This is a genomic window from Teredinibacter waterburyi (genome assembly GCF_001922985.1).
Classification (GTDB): domain Bacteria; phylum Pseudomonadota; class Gammaproteobacteria; order Pseudomonadales; family Cellvibrionaceae; genus Teredinibacter; species Teredinibacter waterburyi.
In genome coordinates, this window is the sequence record NZ_MRUH01000125.1 from 1 (window position 1) to 19,931 (window position 19,931).

15 protein-coding genes are annotated in these 19,931 nt (G+C 45.9%); 2 read left to right on the plus strand and 13 right to left on the minus strand.

What is annotated here, in order from left to right; genetic code table 11:
• A partial coding sequence (locus IDZ20_RS10320; RefSeq protein ID WP_188151359.1) for a glycosyl hydrolase family 8 occupies positions 1 to 2,350 on the plus strand: 2,350 nt, incomplete at its 5' end.
• Positions 2,351 to 2,440: 90 nt separating this feature from the next.
• Here the strand turns inward: IDZ20_RS10320 and IDZ20_RS10325 are convergent.
• Together IDZ20_RS10325 and nhaD are read right to left on the minus strand one after the other, a co-directional pair.
• Complete coding sequence (locus IDZ20_RS10325) at positions 2,441 to 3,751, minus strand: GGDEF domain-containing protein (protein WP_188151360.1); 1,311 nt, start codon at positions 3,749 to 3,751, stop codon at positions 2,441 to 2,443.
• Between the two features lie 209 nt (positions 3,752 to 3,960).
• Positions 3,961 to 5,388, minus strand: a complete 1,428-nt coding sequence (gene nhaD / locus IDZ20_RS10330; protein ID WP_188151361.1) for a sodium:proton antiporter NhaD — start codon at positions 5,386 to 5,388, stop codon at positions 3,961 to 3,963.
• 251 nt (positions 5,389 to 5,639) lie between these two features.
• On the opposite strand from nhaD, the gene IDZ20_RS10335 reads away from it, so the two are divergent.
• A complete protein-coding gene (locus IDZ20_RS10335) occupies positions 5,640 to 7,304 on the plus strand; it encodes a GH35 family beta-galactosidase (protein ID WP_188151362.1) in 1,665 nt (554 codons plus the stop codon).
• Between the two features lie 114 nt (positions 7,305 to 7,418).
• On the opposite strand, the gene IDZ20_RS10340 is transcribed toward IDZ20_RS10335, so the two are convergent.
• The 11 genes from IDZ20_RS10340 to IDZ20_RS10390 all read right to left on the minus strand — a co-directional run bounded on the left by IDZ20_RS10340 (position 7,419) and on the right by IDZ20_RS10390 (position 19,704).
• A complete protein-coding gene (locus tag IDZ20_RS10340; protein ID WP_188151363.1) occupies positions 7,419 to 8,123 on the minus strand; it encodes a hypothetical protein in 705 nt (234 codons plus the stop codon).
• Between the two features lie 9 nt (positions 8,124 to 8,132).
• Positions 8,133 to 8,750, minus strand: a complete 618-nt coding sequence (locus IDZ20_RS10345; RefSeq protein ID WP_188151364.1) for a hypothetical protein — start codon at positions 8,748 to 8,750, stop codon at positions 8,133 to 8,135.
• Positions 8,751 to 9,017: 267 nt separating this feature from the next.
• Complete coding sequence (locus IDZ20_RS10350) at positions 9,018 to 12,143, minus strand: type I restriction endonuclease subunit R (protein WP_188151365.1); 3,126 nt, start codon at positions 12,141 to 12,143, stop codon at positions 9,018 to 9,020.
• Positions 12,140 to 13,174, minus strand: coding sequence for a virulence RhuM family protein (locus tag IDZ20_RS10355; RefSeq protein WP_188151366.1), 1,035 nt, complete (start codon positions 13,172 to 13,174; stop codon positions 12,140 to 12,142). Before IDZ20_RS10355 ends, IDZ20_RS10350 begins: the two co-directional genes overlap by 4 nt.
• A 9-nt stretch (positions 13,175 to 13,183) precedes the next feature.
• Positions 13,184 to 14,182 (minus strand): virulence RhuM family protein/type II toxin-antitoxin system death-on-curing family toxin, encoded by a 999-nt coding sequence (locus tag IDZ20_RS10360; RefSeq protein ID WP_188151367.1) that lies wholly within the window; start codon positions 14,180 to 14,182, stop codon positions 13,184 to 13,186.
• A gap of 12 nt (positions 14,183 to 14,194) precedes the next feature.
• Positions 14,195 to 15,409, minus strand: coding sequence for a restriction endonuclease subunit S (locus tag IDZ20_RS10365; protein ID WP_223144944.1), 1,215 nt, complete (start codon positions 15,407 to 15,409; stop codon positions 14,195 to 14,197).
• A gap of 5 nt (positions 15,410 to 15,414) precedes the next feature.
• Positions 15,415 to 16,971, minus strand: a complete 1,557-nt coding sequence (locus tag IDZ20_RS10370; RefSeq protein ID WP_188151369.1) for a type I restriction-modification system subunit M — start codon at positions 16,969 to 16,971, stop codon at positions 15,415 to 15,417.
• A 124-nt stretch (positions 16,972 to 17,095) separates the two neighbouring features.
• Positions 17,096 to 17,236, minus strand: coding sequence for a type I restriction-modification system subunit M N-terminal domain-containing protein (locus tag IDZ20_RS16510; protein ID WP_188151370.1), 141 nt, complete (start codon positions 17,234 to 17,236; stop codon positions 17,096 to 17,098).
• 295 nt (positions 17,237 to 17,531) lie between these two features.
• Positions 17,532 to 18,272 (minus strand): SpoIIAA family protein, encoded by a 741-nt coding sequence (locus IDZ20_RS10380; RefSeq protein ID WP_188151371.1) that lies wholly within the window; start codon positions 18,270 to 18,272, stop codon positions 17,532 to 17,534.
• Between the two features lie 155 nt (positions 18,273 to 18,427).
• Entirely contained in the window at positions 18,428 to 18,799 is a 372-nt protein-coding gene (locus IDZ20_RS10385; protein WP_188151372.1) for an HPF/RaiA family ribosome-associated protein, read from the minus strand.
• A gap of 107 nt (positions 18,800 to 18,906) precedes the next feature.
• A complete protein-coding gene (locus tag IDZ20_RS10390; protein ID WP_188151373.1) occupies positions 18,907 to 19,704 on the minus strand; it encodes a transglutaminase domain-containing protein in 798 nt (265 codons plus the stop codon).
• Between the last annotated feature and the right edge of the window lie 227 nt (positions 19,705 to 19,931).

A 19,931-nucleotide genomic window follows, 5' to 3' on the forward strand; every position in this document is an offset into this window, starting at 1 on the left:
TGAGCTTGGCTATTCTGCTGTTGAAGTTGAAGCCAAAGTGCAGTCGGCATACGACCAATTGTTTCATAGTGGTGATTTGGAGAACGAGGCTATATTTATCCCGGTTGGATCCGATATGGCGTATATCTGGGATACGGGGAATGACGATGTCCGCTCCGAGGGAATGTCCTACGGCATGATGATGGCGCTTCAGCTAGACCGGCAGGACGACTTTAATAAACTATGGAAATGGGCGAATACCTACTCGCTAAATACCAATAATGAGATGAAGGGGTATTTTGCTTGGCAGGTAAGTACAGACGGCCAGGTAATGGACAAAAACCCAGCGCCGGATGGGGAGGAATATTTTGCCACCGCACTGTTTTTTGCATCACATCGCTGGGGCGATGGCGAAGGTATCTTTAACTACCGCGCAGAAGCTAATAAATTATTAGATAACATGTTCTATAACGGTGAAACTCGCGCAAACAATGAAAAAGTAAGTTTGTTTTTTCACGCAGAAAAACAAATTATATTTTCTCCGGCAATGAATGAGGACCGTCAATTTACCGATCCTTCGTATCATCTACCTGCATTTTATGAATTATGGGCACGCTGGGCAGATAATAATAATGATTTTTGGGCGGAGCTAGCGACAACTAGCCGCGCATTTTTTCATGATACAGCCAACTCGACTACTGGGTTGACGCCTGACTATGCTTACTTTAGTGGCGAGCCGCACGGTGAACAGGACTCGCAAAAAGTGCATTTTCAATACGACGCGTGGCGGACAATAAGTAATGCCGGAATGGACTTTAGTTGGTGGAAGCAGGATTTGTGGCAAACTACTTGGGTTAATCGTTTACACGCGTTTTTTATTGAACAAGGTGTTACGACCTATGGCGGTCTCTATCATCTAAATGGTGATGTGTTCGAGAATAATGCTGATCATTCTCCTGGGCTAGTAGCGATGAATGCGGTTGGTAGTTTAGCGTCTGACAATGCAAATGCTTGGAAGTTTGTTGACAATCTTTGGGATACCTCGGTACCTACAGGACAATATCGATATTACGACGGTTCGTTATATATGTTTGGCATGTTGGCGATGAGTGGTAACTATAAAATTTATTGTCCTAACGGCGAGTGTGACGATAACTACGTTCCCCCAGTATCTAGTAGTTCATCCAGCTCTTCTTCCAGTTCTTCCACCGGTTCGTCAACGAGCGGTTCAAGTAGTTCCGGCGGACAGAGTGCCGGTTATTATGAGTTTGAAGACGGCGTTATATCCCCCTCTTATCGCTCTACAATAAGTTCACCCTTTGCGGGCGTAAAGCTTTATGGCAATGGTGAATCAGTCAGCTTTAGCAGTATTTCACTCGATGCTGGTTCATATACTTTTGTGATACGAGGTGCTTCTACCGACAGTACTGCTGCGGGCATTAGTGTTTATGTAGGTGGCAACAAAGTTGGTTCGGTCGAGTTCAGTTCCACTACGGCTAGCGAGCAATCTGTCAGCTTCGATCTAAGTACAAGTGCAACCTCTGTAGAGTTTCTATTGGAAACAGACGTAGGCAAAAATGACACATTGTTAGATTGGTTTGAGATTGTTTCATCTAGTTCATCTAGTTCATCAAGTTCATCTAGTTCATCTAGTTCATCTAGTTCATCTAGTTCATCTAGTTCATCTAGTTCATCTAGTTCATCTAGTTCGTCTAGTTCATCAAGTTCATCCGGTGCGACTGCAGCAAGTAATAATTTAATTGTGCGTGCCCGAGGAACGGCTGGCGATGAAATTATTCGTTTGGTGGTTGGCGATAGTGTTATACAAAGCTGGACCTTAACAACAACGATGACCGAGTACGCCATTACAACGAATACCGGTGGTTTAGTTGTTGTCGAATTTACTAATGACGCGTCTGGCCGAGATGTGCAAATAGATTATGTAAATGTTAATGGTGATGTTCGCCAAGCTGAAAATCAAAGTGAAAACACTGGCGTATGGGGCAATGGTAGTTGCGGCGGTGGAAGCTTATCAGAATGGCTGCATTGTAGTGGTTTGATAAGCTTTGGGACGGTGGATTCTGCGGATGTGGGTGGCACCTCTTCATCAAGCAGCTCATCGTCTTCTAGTAGCAGCTCAAGTTCAAGTAGCTCGTCATCTTCAAGTAGTAGTTCAAGCTCTAGCAGTTCCTCTTCATCCAGTAGTAGTTCAAGTAGCTCCGGTGGCGCAACCGCTGGAACTCAGTGTAATTGGTACGGTACGGTTTATCCGCTTTGCGAAAACAGTTCCGGTTGGGGTTATGAAAATAACCAAAGCTGCATAGGTGCACAAACCTGTGAAGACCAGTGGGGTGATGGCGGAGTGATTTAAGCTAGGTAAATCGATTGCGCCAACAGCGACGAACAGAATTTTCGTTGTTGGCGCTATTTTAAGCCATTAAAGTATTTGAAAAATTTAAGCCTACAGTTTCGACGAATCATCTGAAGCGCGAGCGTTAAAAACCCGAACGCAATCTCTTCCATCGGCCTTGGCAGTATAGACAGCACTGTCTGCTTGGCGAATGGCCAGTTTCCAGCTTCTATCTCCAACAGTCGAAACACCAAAGCTCGCGGTTAAGCCATTAAAGTCACTTCCTATCTTTACTTGAGCGAAGACATAACGTAGTTTGTTGGCAAGCGCCACGGCTTCCGCTTCGCTGGTGTTAGGGCAAACCAATAGAAACTCCTCGCCGCCCCAACGACACACCTGATCCGACTCTCGCACATTAGTAATGAGCGCATCACAAACTCCGATTAGCACACTATCGCCAAAGTCATGGCCAAACGAATCGTTGATATTTTTGAACCAGTCAATGTCGATGAGGATAAGTGCAGCGTTCGCTAACGAATTGGCTGCAATAAGCTCATCGATCACCGCCTGAATGCCACGTCGATTCAAAACTCGTGTTAATTCATCAATCGTGGATAATGTTTTATATTTTTCCGATTGTTCACGCAGTTCAACGCCGCGATCTTTTTCAACCTGAAGTTGCTGGCTACGCTGTTCGTAAGCATGCCAAACTTGCCAAAACCGAAATAGGCCAAAGGTCAGCAGCCCCGAAAACCAAAGTGCCAATAGGCTAAGGTAAAAATTTTCGCGAGTAATAAATGGCCGCACCAAATATAAATCCGCAAGCTCAAATTCGTGCACACCGAATGGTGCTGGGTACGGCACATCGACACCTAAATGAACGATATTGCTGAACTCAGGGTGGACCAGCGAGCGAGAAAGGCCGTGGGTACGCATCCACCACTCAGGAACGGTAAATTCCCTGAGATTAATATCGATTTCTTCACGAAGCTCATGGACGGGAAGCAACATACTCAAATATTTAGTGGAGTTGGTACTATCAGCAATATTTGAGTAGCTTTCTGAATAGTTGCGCATAAAAACCCGCACTAACTGGGCTCCCCCGCGGTAACGGATATGAAGCTCAATACTCTCATAACCGCTCAAATCCACACCGTACTCGCGGCCATTGCCAAATTGTATGTCGAGGCCGCAGTATTTCAGCTTGGAAGGTTTATCAATATAAGTGCAAGTAAAATGGTTCTGCTCTTTGTTTACCCATTGAGCAACGCTGGTGTCACTTTCGTCTGAATATAAGCTTAAAAACGCGTCATCCTGAAGAACCGAATACCGTTTAAGTGGGATTAGGTCGTAGCTTAATACCGCTATCAAACTGATACCTAGGCAGCTCAGCAGCAGCACAATTTGACGTTTAGGACTCATCTTTACCTTGACCTTTGTCGGTTACCATTTATACACGAAAAGCCACACATCACACCTTTAGAAACAACGATTACCTGCTTACTTGGAACACGCCGTATTACAAGTGTAGACGGAACACTGTGGTTCCTAACCATCACAATTAAGGCTGCTGGCCTAAAAATACCTCTACAGAGTACCTTCCCTACACCTAGCCCGATGCACGCGATGCCTTAGTAGCCGCTAATTGCGATATGGCAAGCAATACTGAGAATGTAGCCTAGCGCTATAACGGGCGTCCATTTTAGGTGATATATAAATGTGTAGTGCTCGCGGGCCTGCCCCATTAGTGCTACACCGGCGGCCGAGCCTATAGAGAGCAGGCTGCCACCTACCCCAGCGGTTAGGGTAATCAGTTGCCACTGGGCTTCCGACATTTCTGGCTGCATTGTTAGCACCGCGTACATTACGGGTATGTTATCGATTACGGCAGAGAGTACGCCCACAAGGCTATTGGCTGCGGTGGGGCCAAGCTGCCCGTATATTTCAGCCGAGAGTAAATCTAAGTAGCCGATAAACCCTAAGCCACCTACCGCCATAATCACACCGTAAAAGAAAAACAACGTATCCCATTCTGCGCGAGAAACCATTGAAAAACTATCAATCGGCACCGGCTGAGCGTTGGCTGTATCACGATTTTTTTCGACAAGGCGCCTACAGGCTTTGTGGTGTTTCTGAAATAAGTAGTAGGAATACAACTTAAGGTAGGCAAGCCCGGTAATCATGCCGAACACCGGCGGTATATGCAGCAGCATATGAAAACAAACGGCGGTAATAATCGTGGCCAAAAACAATACTATTACCGCGACACCGCCTTGCTTCAACTCGCGTTTGCTTTTGCTCTCTGCCGACATCTCGGCGGGAAGGCCGCTACCGACAAAGAACTGCATGATCAAAGCTGGAACCAAAAAATTTACCAGCGAGGGCACGAAAAGCGGAAAGAATTGCGTAAAAGTAAGGGTTTGATTTTGCCATACCATCAGAGTTGTGATGTCGCCAAAGGGGCTAAACGCACCGCCGGCATTCGCACCTACAACAATATTCACACAGCTTACACCAATAAACTTAGATCGCCCCTTGCCCACAGCGACCACAACGGTACACAAAATTAACGCCGTGGTTAAATTATCCATAATGGGTGAGAGAACAAATGCGAGGCAGCCAGTAATCCAAAATAGCGCGCGATAGCTAAATCGCTTTTTTACCAGCCATGTGCGCAGCGTGGCAAACACTCCGCGCTCGAGTAGCGTATTGATATAGGTCATTGCGACTAGCAGGAAAAAAAACAGCTCGGCGAATTCAACGAAAATAGTCTCAATTGCCGCTTCTACTTCGTGGGCGTTGGGACTATGCCGATAGGTAATGGCGATGAGTACCCAGATAACTCCCGCGGCTAGCATTACCGGCTTTGACTTTTTAAGCTCGATTTTTTCCTCTAGCATTACCAGCAGGTAAGCGAGGATAAAAACCGCCAGCGCGCTAAAACCTACCCAGCTGTGGGTGAGGTTAGTTGACGCAGAAGCGGAGGAGGCATAAACAACATTTGCAAGACTAGATACTGCAATTAGCATGACTGTAAACAGTTGTTTTATTCTACGCATAGAAACACCTCGATTACCGGATAGGAGCTACTGCAGATAGGACCTACTACAGTGTCGCTTGGTTACAGGAACACGACCGCACAATTCTGCAATACTACACCAGAGCGCCGCTAGATCGACAATACTCATAGACAAATGCGGAACAGATTTCTTTGAGATCGCGGTCTTAACTGGCTACACTTGATCACAATCAAACCAAATGGCTAAACACTCGTGGCATTTACGCTTGGCACGACTCCTAAGGTAAGCACATGGCTCAACACAAAATTGCTCGCACTCTTCTGATAAGCGTTGTTTTATTTGGCTGTGGCCACTTAAATACCCACAATATTCAAAAGTCTTCCAACGCCATTCCGCATCTTATCCGCGCTGGGAATACGCACCAACTCATCGTAGAAAATGCTCCATACCTTATGTTAGCAGGGGAACTGGGGAACTCCACTTTTACCAGCGAAGAAGCTATGCTGCCGGTTTGGCCACAGCTGAAGGCGATGAATGTAAATACCCTGCTCGCACCGGTATTTTGGGAATTGATTGAACCCACCGAAAATAATTTCGATTTCAGTTTGCTCGACCAACAAATCCAGCTGGCACGACAAAACAATATAAAATTAGTACTGCTCTGGTTCGGCAGTTGGAAAAACAGCATGTCTAGCCATGCTCCTGCATGGGTTAAACAAAATACCGAGCGCTTCCCTAGAGCGGTCGATAAATCTGGGAAGCGCCATGAACTACTGAGCCCCTTCTACCCGAACAACTTACAAGCTGACCTGAATGCTTTCACCGCTCTAGTCAAACACATAAAAGCATTCGACCAAAAAGAACAAACCGTTATTATGCTGCAGGTCGAGAACGAAACTGGCATGCTGCCGAATGTAAGAGATTATTCTGCTGCCGCTAATGCCCTATTCGAGCGCCCTGTTCCCCGTGCACTACACACTTACCTACTCGATAACAACGAAAGTTTAGTACCCGAATTGCAAAAAATGGTGAGCCACGGCGGCCCTATTCCTACTATTGACAAGGTAACCAGCTGGGAAGAAATGTTTGGTCGCGGTATTGAAACAGAAGAACTTTTTATGGCTTGGTACTATGCGCGTTTTAGCAATGCATTAATCGAAGCTGGCAAGAACATCTACCCGCTTCCCATGTTTGTTAATGCCGCTCTTAATCGCGATGGCGCTTTGCCGGGTGAAGGGTACCCAAGTGCAGGGCCTTTGCCTCATTTGATGGATATTTGGAAAGCCGGAGCCCCTGCCGTAGACTTTTTCTCGCCAGACATTTATTTCCCCAATTTTAAACATTGGGCAGACCTTTACACGCGCAACAATAATCCGCTATTTATTCCAGAGCACCGCTTTGACAATACTGTTGCCGCTAAAGCAGCCTATACCATTGGTCACTATCAAGGTTTAGGGTTTTCGCCGTTTTCTATCGAAACAGGTAGCGAAACTAATAGCGAGTCTTTAGGTGAAATGTATAAATTACTTGAACAGCTCTCGCCGCTTATATTGACACACCAAGGGTTAGGCAAAATCGAGGGCGTTTTGCTCGATAAAGAAACACCCTCTACAAAATTTATACTGGGTGATTATGAATTCACCGTAAAACACAGCCACACACTAGGCTGGGAAGCGAATTCTAAAAATGATATTTGGGAACCGGCCGGCGCAGTTATTATACAAACGTCTGCAGATGAATTTTATATCGCCGGCACGGGAATAGTCGCCACCTTTAAAAATGTCAAAAACCCTCAACTTGAAGTCGGTATTCTTAAAACAGAAGAAGGCCGATTCAATACCGGCGAATGGCAAATTATTCGCCATCTAAATGGCGATCAAACCCACCAAGGTAGACACCTACGAATATTCCTAGAAAATTACGCGATACAGCGCCTAGAGCTGTATAACTATTAACCCGAGGTGCATTGTTGGTTGCGTGCGTGACCAACTAAACCTCTAAACTTCGCCCATTTTCTTTCAACCACGTAGTCAACTACCCGATTGCGCTAGCAATTAATAGTTTAAACCCTATTTTCGCCACAGCATCATGGGTGCCGCGTCGGGGGATAATTTTGTTAATACCACCCAATCAGTTCCCTTACCAAATGCATCTTTTACATACCAGTCCATACGAATAAAAATATCTTGATAGCCGTCCCGATTAAAGTCTGCACGCGCCACCTGAACGTAATACACTTCCAAGTCATCTACTTCAACCGCAATACGGTTTTTATGCGGTGCTTCAATAAATGTAAGGCTTTCATCATAGGTCGAAAGTGTTCCAGTTCGCCCCTCCAGAGCTTCGCCGCCTAGATAAGGTATCGCCGTGGCAGGGAAAAGTTTAATTAATTCATAATCAAACCCCTTGGGCCAAAAACTTTTGGCGACTTTCGGTGCGCCATAAAACTTATTGGCGGCAATGCAATTATCTTTTAGCCACTGCCAGCGGTGATACTCTCGCTCCGCCACGACACCTTCACCACTGTAGAGCACAAAAGCACACTCTTTTGCAAAAAAGGGCTTTTCGTCTGACCCTGTAAATTCAATATTGAATTGAATATCTGACAAATAGCCGTCAGTTTTAATTTTTTGCTCAAACGTTAGCGGGTTTAGCCATGCTGTTTCAATATCCGCTTGCGGGCCTGAATTTTTGCCGTATAAAGAACATGAAGCAAGTATGCTAAAAGTGATACACAGGTATAACCTATACGTTAAAAGTAATGGAGTCTTCATTGTGGCCTCTTATGGTGTAGCTGGCTGGTTTTGAGCAGAGAGAAACAAGCTTTCAACATAGTTATTTCTCTTCATCCCTATCTGGGGCCGTTTGCTCTCGGCAGCCGCTGTAGCCCAGTTTTCAATCTTAATAGAATTGTTCATTTTTACGTATTGTGCCCGTAATTTTGTTATACCCAGATTAAAGACCATATCAAATAAGGCTTGTTGTACTGGGTGAGGCATTACATCAAACTTTTTAGTGAAGCCGTTAGTAGTGGTGTAATACGCTGCCAGTTCTGTATAGAAAGATAAGATATGCCGTTCTTTTTGAGTGGCAATATCATGATCTTTCATTACCAAGGTTGTGTGCGCTGCATAAAATCTTGCATTGTGGCTAAAGCCGTAAGGTTGCTTTTTTATCGTGTCATATTCCGCATATTTTTCCGCCAGCGAGGCTAATACAAGCACGTTGTTTGCGTTCTTTTTAAACATGGGCACCGCTGCCATAGCCGATTTATTCGGTATTAAATGGCCAATACCCACGGTTACCTTACCTCTTGAATCCAAATATAAATGCGGAATCCGGCCTTCATATTTCTCTGTATTTTTAATCACTTCCTGTTTAACTGCTGCATTTAGCGGCATACTTATTCTCCTTTTTACGTTTTTTTTAATGTCGGTTAGTCACACGTAATACACGTAGGTCCAGCCCAATTGTTTTGATTGTTCGATGGCTGTAAGTTCTACTTTTTCTTCTTCGTCGTTGAACATGACGTGCATGGATAGGCAATTGTCGAAAATCGACAGTTAGCTTATCGCGGCCTCCTGATATTCAGTTGGATTCTTCTTTGCCCCATTTTTTGAGCGAGAATGGCGGGCTGGGGATTACGCGGTCGAAGGTCATTAACTCGATTAAACTTTCCCACCCACACCTTTAAACTTCTCCACAAATGCGGCTATCTTTTGGAAAACGCTCTGTTTCTTGATCAGATATTGCGGATTTAACGGGCTCATCTTGGGCAGAATGGTATTGAGCTCTGTTCCTGCGTCGCTGGCGTATTCCCGTTTGAGTGAGGTGATGATATAGCGTCGAGCTTCTTCAGCATTCAGACTTTCTGCGTTGATCAGCTCCTCGGCTTCTCGTTGCTGTTCATCTTGGGCGAAGGAAAAGAAGGCTTCGATTACGCTGGACTTATCGCCAATCTGATCCAGGTCCGTTTGATTAATGAAATCTACGACTAAGCTTTCTTTAGCACGGTTGCCAAGGCTGGCACGAATCACCCGGCGCACTTCATCAACCAAATCGGCTTTACTTTTGGTTTTCTTGTTATGCTCGAAAATCAGCTCAAGAATGTAATCGAGGTTGATCTCCTGGGATTTCAGCAAATCTATCTCGAATACCACGTCATCCCAGTCGATGGTGGATTTCTCTTTTTCCTCAGCTGATTTTTGCCGGCGCTGCCAATCACGGATGTCGTTGTAACTAGAACGGTAATCCTGAATTTTGCGATCAGCTGGCAGGCGTATAGTCTGCAACTCTGCCATTTTTTCATCATCTAAGTAATGCTCTGCTTTAAATGCTTCAACCGCAGCTGGGTCGCTCATGTCAAGGTTTTGCATGGCTTTAAGACTGGCAAACTCATCATAGTTTTGCAGCACGTTCTCTACGCGCAGGTATTCGCCAAAGAGTTTGGCAAAGTCTTTTTTATCGGACTCTTTTTCAATGGCGGACGGATCAGGAAAGCGCTGTTCCAGCTCGCTCACTACATCCATAAAGCCTCGCCGCGCCTCACCGCTTACTACATCGGTAAAGCCTTCCATGTATTCCTTGTAGCTTTTTTCTAGCACCACGTTTTTGGTGTTTTTATCACCAAACAGGGTTATAGCATCCACGGTTGCCATTTCTAGGTCGCGGAATGTGACAATATTACCGAAGGTCTTGGTGGCGTCGTAAATGCGATTAGTGCGCGAAAAGGCTTGCATCAAACCGTGGTAGCGTAGGTTTTTATCCACAAACAGCGTATTAAGTGTAGGGGCATCAAAGCCGGTGAGGAACATTCCCACCACTATCAGCAAATCAATTTCTTTGGTTTTCACCCGCTTGGTCAAATCGCGGTAGTAATTCTGGAAGCCGTTGCTATCGACACTGAAATTGGTTTTAAAAAAGGCGTTGTAATCGCCTATCGCTGTGTTTAAAAACTCTTTAGCACTAGAGTTCATGGCAGAAACGTCAAAGCTCTCATCCAGAATATCCCCCACCGCGTCCTGTTCTTCATTGGCTGCAAAGGAAAATATTGTGGCAATTTTCAGCGGCTTTTCTTTGTTTTTATACGAAGGGTCGGTTTGTAACTGATTCAGCGACTCATAATAGAGCTTAGCGGCATCCACACTGCTCACGGCGAACATGGCATTAAAGCCCTTGGCCTGACCGTTACTAGAGCCCTGCAATCGGTGAGTCTTCTGGCGGTAGTTGTTCAGAATGTACTGAGAAATTTCGCGAATACGTTCTGGGTGCAACAGCGCCTCTTTGTTTTCAGCGGCAGATAGTTTTTTCTCATCTTGCTCAGTTTCAATGGCCTTAAATTTGTGGCGCACATCGTTATAGTCCACCTTAAACTTCAGCACCTTCTCATCGCGAATTGCATCGGTAATTACATAGGAGTGCAACTCACGGCCAAATACACTGGCGGTCGTTTCCGCACCTAAAGCGTTGAGCGGGAAGATGGGCGTGCCGGTAAAGCCAAATTGATAGAAGCGTTTAAATTTCCTGTTTAAGTTTTTCTGAGCTTCACCAAACTGGCTGCGGTGGCATTCATCAAAAATAAACACCACCTGCTTATTGTAGATGGTTAAGTCGCCTTCGTTTTTCATCAGGTTGTTGAGCTTCTGGATGGTGGTAACAACGATCTTGTCATCATCTTTATCCAGATTACGCTTTAAGCCTGCGGTACTGTCAGAGCCGTTTACGCTATCGGGCGAAAAGCGCTGGTATTCTTTCATGGTTTGAAAATCTAAATCTTTTCGGTCCACCACAAAAAACACTTTGTCGATAAACTCAAGCTCTGTAGCCAAGCGTGCCGCTTTAAAGCTGGTTAAGGTTTTACCGGAGCCGGTGGTATGCCAGATAAAACCGCCGCTTTCTGGCTTGCTCCAGGTTTTTGCCTCATAAGAACTTTTCACCTTCCACAAAATACGTTCGGTAGCCGCAATCTGGTACGGGCGCATCACCAGTAATGTGTCACTCACATCAAACACCGAATAATGCAGCAACACATTCAGCAGAGTGTTTTTCTGGAAGAAAGTGGCAGTAAAGTCTTTTAAATCTTTAATTAGGCTGTTATCGGCCTTCGCCCAGTTCATGCTGAAGTCGAAGCTGTTTTTGTTACGCTGGGTGGTATTAGCAAAATAGCGGCTATCGGTGCCGTTGGAGATCACAAACAGCTGCAAGTACTTGTACAGCGAATCGTCGCTATTAAAACTCTCTTTGCTGTAACGATGCACTTGGTTAAAGGCTTCACGAATGGCTACGCCACGCTTTTTCAGCTCGATTTGTACCAGAGGTAAGCCGTTCACCAGAATAGTCACATCATAACGGTTGGCATGGCTGCCGGTTTGTTCAAACTGCTTGATCACCTGCACCTTGTTGCGGGTGATGTTATTTTTATCCAGCAGATAAATATTTTTGATGCGGCCATCGTCAAATACAAAGTCGTGAATATAGTCATCGTGAATCTTTCGCGTTTTATCCACGATAGTGTCACTAGGCTTATCCAGATAAGTTTCCACAAAACGCAGCCACTCACCTTCGGCAAATTGCACATGATTTAGCGTTTGCAACTGCTCGCGCACATTGGCCAACATAGCTTGCGGGTTATTCAAACCCGGCAGGTACTCATAGCCCTGGTTTTGCAAATCCTGAATCAGCTCGCGCTCTAAGGCATCTTCGCTCTGGTAGCTTTCGGCCACTTTCCAGTCTTTGTTATATTTATCCAGAACGATAAAGCTGTTCGATTCGGCAATGGTTTTATAATCCATCATACGTCGTAATCCTTTTTAAGCAGTTTTTTAACTTCCCGATCAAAGTCTGATTCGATGCGTTGTTGCTTGTTAAATTGGTCGTATTCAGCATGGGCTTCTTGCTCAGCTAGCTTGCGAGACACTTTTCCGTAACCTTCAAGAATTTGATACTCATTGAATGCCAGAAACTTGTTCACGCTCTCGGTAAAGCTTTCCATAGTAAAGGTGTTACGCCGTTCGATAATGCCCTCGATGTAATCAAAAAACGCAGACACGGCACGCTCCAGCTTTTTAATGTCATCTTCACTTAAATAATTTTTCGCGATTGTCGCATCCGATTTTAATACCCGACCTTCCGGTGCATTTTTATAGGTACTCATGCCCATCAGAGGTTTGTTGGCATCGGCCTTGTGAGAAATAATCTCGGCGGCAGTATGACCGGTAATGGCAAAATGAAACTTATCTTGCACATGGGCGTAGAACTGCTGGGTGGTTTGGGATTTTGGGTCGTAATCGATGCTGCACTCGGCGAAAATATCGGTAATCTGTTGATAAATACGCCGCTCGCTGGCGCGTATAGAGCGCACCCGCTCCAGCAGCTCGCGGAAGTAGTCTTTACCGAAGAATCGACCATTCTTTAAGCGTTCATCATCCATGGCAAAGCCCTTGATGATGTACTCCTTAATGAGCTGGGTCGCCCAGATACGAAATTGGGTGGCCTGGGTGGAATTCACCCGATAGCCAACGGAGATGACTGCATCCAGGTTGTAGTATTTCACCTTGGTCGTCTGAGTTTTACCCGCAATTGCGCCGTGTTCAGTGGTATGTTCCAAAATGGAACATACCACATCCTCTTGTAACTCATTGCTTTCAAAGATGTTTTTCAGGTGCTTAGTGATAGCAGGCCGCTGAACGCCAAACAACTCGGCCATGCGTTCCTGCGTCAGCCAGAGGGTTTCGCCACTCAGTAGTACCTCGACTTTGATCGCGCCAGTGGGCGCGGTATAAAGTAAAAACTCGGTGGTTTGGTCTTGCAGGCTTAGGTTAGGCATAGGGGATTCTCAACTATCTGCCTGTAACAAAATAAAATGCTCAACCAAACGAATCATTAATTCTTTTTGATCGGGCAGGCTTTCGGCCACTAATAGCGCCAAGGCTACCAGGGTATTGTCGTTAATCAGCTTCTCGACGGGTTTGGCGAGCAAATGCTGGTTAATGCGCAAATACCATAAAAACAGAAACGAACCGCTGCGCTTGTTGCCGTCCGACAAGGGATGATTCTTGATGACAAAGTAAAGTAAATGCGCAGCGCGGCTAGCGATATTGGGGTAAAAAAGCTCGTCGCCAAAACCTTGCTCAATGGTGGCAATAGCAGAGGCCAAGCCATCGCCACGCAAATTACCAAACAATGCCGTGGCTTCGCCTTTGGCTATCAGCGTTTGTTTTAACTGGCCTATCGCTGCTAACACATCATCCAGATGCAGTACCTGCATATCAGATTGCTTGTTGGGCAGCTCACTCAGACTTTGCTCGTCATAACCCTGCAACAGGCTCCAGCTACGGGCATAGTCGCTAATCACTGATAGTACCGCAGCGCCCTCGGCATTCACCAACTGCTGATTGCTCAGGGTTTGTGTTAACAGCGCCACCGCCTGCTCAAACTCAATGCCGCGCTCCTGCAAACGGCGCTGATTCAAGGCGTAACCCTCTACCAGATGCTGTTTCAGGGTATGAGTGGCCCACTGGCGGAATTGCACACCGCGAGGCGATTTCACTCGATAGCCAACAGAAATAATCACGTCCAGATTATAATGCTGAGTTTGGTAGGTTTTGCCATCGCTACCAGTACGTGCAAATTTTGCACATACTGAATCACGCTCCAACTCTCCCTCTCTAAATACATTGTTAATATGCTTAGTGATAACCGAACGTTCGCGCCCAAAAAGCTCGCATAGCTGATCTTGAGCTAGCCAAACTGTGTCATTATCCAAAGCGACTTGCAGCTCTAACTCGCCATTGGCGGCTTCGAATATGTGAATCTGTTGATTTGAACTAGCCATAGGGTTCCTTCCTTATGCAGTGTTTTGGGCTTGCTCTGGCTTGGGGAAGCTCAGCAGCAAGTCGCGGTAATATTCGTATTGCTGTTGGCGCAGTTCGATTTCGCGGGGTAAGCCTTCGGTGATTGAGCTGGTTAGAGTGTCGAATTTATCAAGGATGGCGACGATGCGGGCTTGTTCTGCCATTGATTTCTCAAGATCATTTGGGTATGGAATGGGTAAGCAAACTTTTGAAAACCCTTTGATCAATAGAGTGTTGATTTTAGTGCGTGCGATATATTTTGCCTTTTCAGCTATGAATCCTGCTGTTTGCATGTAATAGGCAACAAATTTAGGGTTCATTGAGTGGCGAAAAGCGTAACAATGATCGTGTATTGCCACTTTTTCATTCCCTAACCAAGCGATTGCCTTGCCAACCTCTTCGACAGTCTCGCCGACATCAGTGAATACAACGTCGTTTGGTTCAGCGTAGCGCAGTGACTTTGCCATTTCAGAACGAACCTGTGATAGAGCCTGTGTTGTTGAAGTACCGTATTGAGTATAAATTTCACCGTAATGAATGACTTTAATACCACCATCTTCCACATAGTCGGCTTTAGTAAAACGCTTGCCTCTGATGAACTCGCCAACATCACCAAAAGCCTTCCACTCCACTTCCCCTTCTTCAAAACTCAACAACTGGTCGCGATAGTAGTTGTATTGTTTTTTGCGGGCATTAAGCTCGGTGGTCAGCTCGGTGGTCAGCTCGGTGAAGGTGTCCAGAATGCGGACGATTTCGGCTTGGATTTCTAGGGATTTTTTTGGGTTATCTGGGCAAGGGATGGGGATTTGAAGTTTTTCGAACCCAGTTTTAGATAGACGAGGGATGCTAGCTCTTCTAACCTTTGATGAAATATTATGCTGCTGTGAAAGTAGGAAGTGATATAAGTATTTACTATTTATAGTACTATTTTTCGGAAAGTAGTAAACATCATCTGCGGCCCAAAAATCCGCACCACTATAACCAATTTCACCAGCAGCACCTGCACATATAATAAATGTAGTATCCGCCTTAACATTACTTTCGTGAAAATATCCTAGGGGAGTCATACAATTTTGATAAACAGCAAAATCTCCAGCATCTTCTAGCTGACTTTTAACAAGCCTTTTCCCGCGTTTAGCTTCTAGAACATCGCCAAGCGTTTTTCTTTCAACCTCAACACCATCCAGCAGCTTTTCCATAAAGCTCATTGTGCTCATCCTTCAATCTCCGCCACAATTGCATCAATGTCTTTACGCAGTTGGGTAATCTTAGCGACAGTAATTTTTAGATCAGCATTCAGCTCAACAATATTAGTCACTTCGCGGTTGTCTTTAGCTTCCACATAGCTGCTCACCGACAGGTTGTAATCGTTGGCGGACACTTGTTCAAGGGGTACGGATTTAGCGAGGTGGTCAACATTCTCCTTGCTATCAAATACCGCCATGATTTGCTTGATGTGGTCTTCGGTAAGCGTATTGGTGTTGGTATCTTTTTTAAATAAACCACTTGCATCAATAAACTGGGTGGCGGTGTCAGTTTTGTGTTTAGAGAGCACCAGAATAGTCACCGCAATGGTGGTACCAAAAAACAGATTGGGTGCGAGTGAAATAACCGTTTCCACATAGTTGTTATCCACCAAGTATTTGCGGATTTTCTGCTCGGCACCGCCTCGGTAAAAAATACCGGGGAAGCAGACGATCGCAGCGCGGCCTTTGCTAGAGAGGTAACTGAGTGCGTGCAGCACAAAGGCAAAGTCGGCTTTGGATTTGGGTGCGAGCACACCGGCGGGGGCAAAGCGATCATCATTAATCAGGGTTGGATCATCACTGCCTACCCACTTCACCGAATACGGCGGGTTGGAGACGATGGCATCAAAGGGTTTGTCATCCAGAAAGTGTGGGTCTGTTAAGGTGTTGCCCAGCTGCATATTGAACTTGTCGTAGTTAATGTTGTGCAAAAACATGTTCATACGGGCAAGGTTGTAAGTGGTGTGGTTGATCTCTTGGCCGAAGAAGCCGTCTTCAATGATGTGGTTATCGAAGTGTTTTTTGGCTTGCAGCAACAGCGAGCCAGAACCGGCAGCTGGGTCATAAATTTTATTAACGCTGGTTTGCTTGTGCATGGCCAGCTGCGCAATCAGCTTGGAAACGTGCTGAGGGGTAAAAAATTCACCACCGGATTTACCGGCATTAGCGGCATAGTTAGAGATGAGGAACTCGTAAGCATCGCCGAACAGGTCAATTTGAGCGGCATCAGGCTTGTCATAAAAGTCATGGCCAAAATCCAAACCTGCCACGCCTTTTAGTACCGCCGCTAAACGCAGGTTTTTGTCTTTAACGGTATTACCGAGTCGGTTACTGGTGGTGTCGAAATCGGCAAACAGCCCTTTGATGTCCGGCTCAGAGGGGTAGCCATTGGCCGAGGCTTCAATAGCGGAAAAGATGGCGGCGAGATCAGTGTTCAGGCTTTCGTTGTTGTTGGCGTTTTTAGCCACAGAGGCAAACAGCTGGCTTGGGTAGATGAAGTAGCCCTTGGTTTTGATGGCGTCGTCTTTGATGTCTGCCGTGATCACCTCATCGCTCAGCGCGGCGTAATGAATACTGTCGTCACCGGCTTCAATATAGAGGGCAAAGTTTTCGCTGATGAAGCGATAAAACAAGGTGCCGAGCACATATTGTTTAAAATCCCAGCCGTCTACTGAGCCGCGTACATCGTTGGCAATGGCCCATATTTGGCGTTGCAGGGCGGCACGTTGTTGGGTGCTTGTCATGCGGTAGTTCCTGTTGTGTTTCTTGGTATTAGTCTTGGTATTAGTTGTTTACTGGGTGTCGTTAAACGTCTTATTAAATGATCTTTATCTTTTAACGGGCAACCCTTTTTATTGTGGTGTCAGCTCAAGTAGGTCGCTTGAGGCGTTTTAAGAACATCATGCCGAAGATGTAGTCTTTGAACTCGGAGGCGTCCATATTGCCCCTGAGGATGTCTGCGGTCTCCCAGAGGAAGGATTCTAACTGCTGTAGGGTAACGGTTGTCATAGGGTATTTTTATTCTTCTTAAACAGGTGTATTTGGTAAGTTTCAAGAATGTAGTGAAGTAAAACTGGTGTAGAGAAACAGGTGAAGAGAATAGAGGTAAATATCTCAATCCTCAATGTAAAACTGGGGTTTAGCTGGCGTTTAAGTGAGGTTTACGAATGATGGAGTGCGTGGGCTAGACTAGATAACTGGCGGTGCCGCTAAAATAGACACCACACTCGGTACAGACTTTTTGCAGTAGCACCAGCACTTCCTTGCCAAGGGCTTGCGGTGGTGTTTGGGATGCCCTAAAAGCCTATGCTTGACCAACCCAGGCTAGTGCTTCGGTTTTCTTTGTTATAGGGAAGTGGCGGGACTCTTGAACCAAAAAGCACTTTGCGATTAACGGCAACGCTGCCATCACCTTATCATCGGACACAACGGCCAGCCGCTTGACGTTATTGCGATGATTTTTGATGAAGCGAAAATGTGCTACAAGCGCGCTAAAATTATCCCAACCCGGAAAATGCTCGGCCTCAATGATCACACCTTTCAGGTCACCCACATTCGCGATGTGCGGATCAATTTCACCGGCTATACGCTGGAAATCCGCTGCGTTTAACTCACCATGCGGTTGTAGGATCAATATGCTTTGATCTTCGAGAAACTCAAAACCAAGGTCGCCGGTTGAGGCAGGCTCAGATACCCATTCTCTGGCTTGGTGTAGATTATCGATGGCGAAAACTTGTACCTCGCCAGGCATCGCGAAACCAAATACCTTGACAGAGTTGCGAATCCAATCGACATCGGTAACGACGGCGATTCGATCAAACTGCGTGAAATGTGTGAGCCCCACTTTGGCGTCCTGCCACGCAGCAGCACTGGTAAAACCCTCGAAGGTGTCAGCCAAAACGTAAAGTAGGCGAACTTTTTTGATCTTTAGAAGCTTAGCTTCAAGTTCTGGTATGAGTACTGTCTGATAGTCTTCGGCGGTGACCTTTCCGCTTGCCTCAATGCCGAGGACATTGTCCGGCAGGTCTGTAATGGGCTTGAGCATGTTGTACCCCTCTCTTGTCAATCGGTTTAACTAGGTATCGACTAGGCACAGCGCGAGGCCGTCAGCAAGACCGGCAAGACCGGCAAGACCGGCAAGAGCGATGCCTCTTATCTGGATAACAAACACCGCTCATATTGCGAAGGCCATCAACCACCCTATTCGGGTTCGGGTTCTGGTCCGTCCTCAAGCAAGGGCATTGCAGGCGGCTTGTCGCGACGATCATGCAAACGCCCTAGTGTGCTCTCAAGTAAATGCGTCAACTTCTCTGCCGCGCCAGCCACTGCTTCCTCTAAGCTTGTGGCATGATCTGTTACCGCTACTGGCTTTCGACCTTCGAGACGCGCCTCTAGCATGCAGCGCTGGTCGTGCAGCCCAATCTTGCCGCGGCTCTCGTCACTCAGGTGCACTTCTACACGAGTGATATGTGTCTTAAAGTGCTCCAACGCTTGGCTAATGGAAGCGCTGACTTGTTCGGCCAGAGCCTCAGTACCCTGGATGTTGGCGTCGGTATTAATTTGGATCTTCATTGACATCTCCGTAAGTTTTTCTGTATTTATTCTTATGGCTGTTTGTAAAAAATTTACCCGTGAACATCGCAGAAATTATTCCGCCACCTTCTCGTATGGATAAAATCCTAATAATTTTCGGGGTTCAATAATTCCACCGAAACTTTTTGCGAAATAGGCGAAACGGCTGGACCAAATTGGTTGTACACCGCTACATCGGCGGCATCACGGCCGTAGCCAATTGCAACATAGCCACCTCTTAATTTTTCTTCAGTTGGGTCAAAGGTATACCAGCGGTTGCCGACAAACGCTTCAAACCACGCATGTAAATCCATTGGTTCTAATTCGTGTAGGTAGCCAACCACTAAGCGTGCGGGAATGCTGAGGCTTCGACAAAGTGCAATACACAGGTGTGATAAATCACGGCATACACCGTATTGCCGCTGGTTAACTTCCGTGGCTGAAATAGTATCGTAGCTTTGTCCCGGCCTATATTCTAAGGTGCTGTGCACAAAACGGGTTATGGCTTCTACCTGATCATAGCCGAGTGAGAAACCGGCTGTCAGCGACCTTGCCATTTCCCCGAATCTATCCGATTCACAATAGCGACTGGGTAATAAGTAGTAGAGCACATCATCCGGTAAATTTTGTACTTCAACAAAAGCGGCTCCCGGTGCAATGTCCACTAAGTCGGCTGTCATTACATCGGCTTGGGTATATACCGCGAAGGTCGGCGGCATCGCAATTAATCGCTGACAAAGATTGCCATAGACATCGGTAAACTCGAAGGCCGGAACGCTGGGAACTAATTTATATTGTTCTTTGGCTACCCATTGTTGTGCACCACTGCGCGGTCTTAGCATCAGTAAAAAAGGTGTTTTTACGTCGATATTGAACGTGATATCACAGCTGGTTCGTAACCACATGGGACAACTCTCCGGATCAATGTAAAAGGGCTTTCGTTAATGAGTTATAGATAAATAACTCAAGAGGAACTGTTTGGAGTTTGATAAACGCTGGAATTGCATGGAAATGTAAGCTTAATAAGCTCCGCAAACTAGGAACACCAATGAGCAGATTGATTTTACTCAGATCAATACTCCGGCGGAGCTTTTAACATAAATTTAAAATCGACTATGGTTTATAGCTGTAA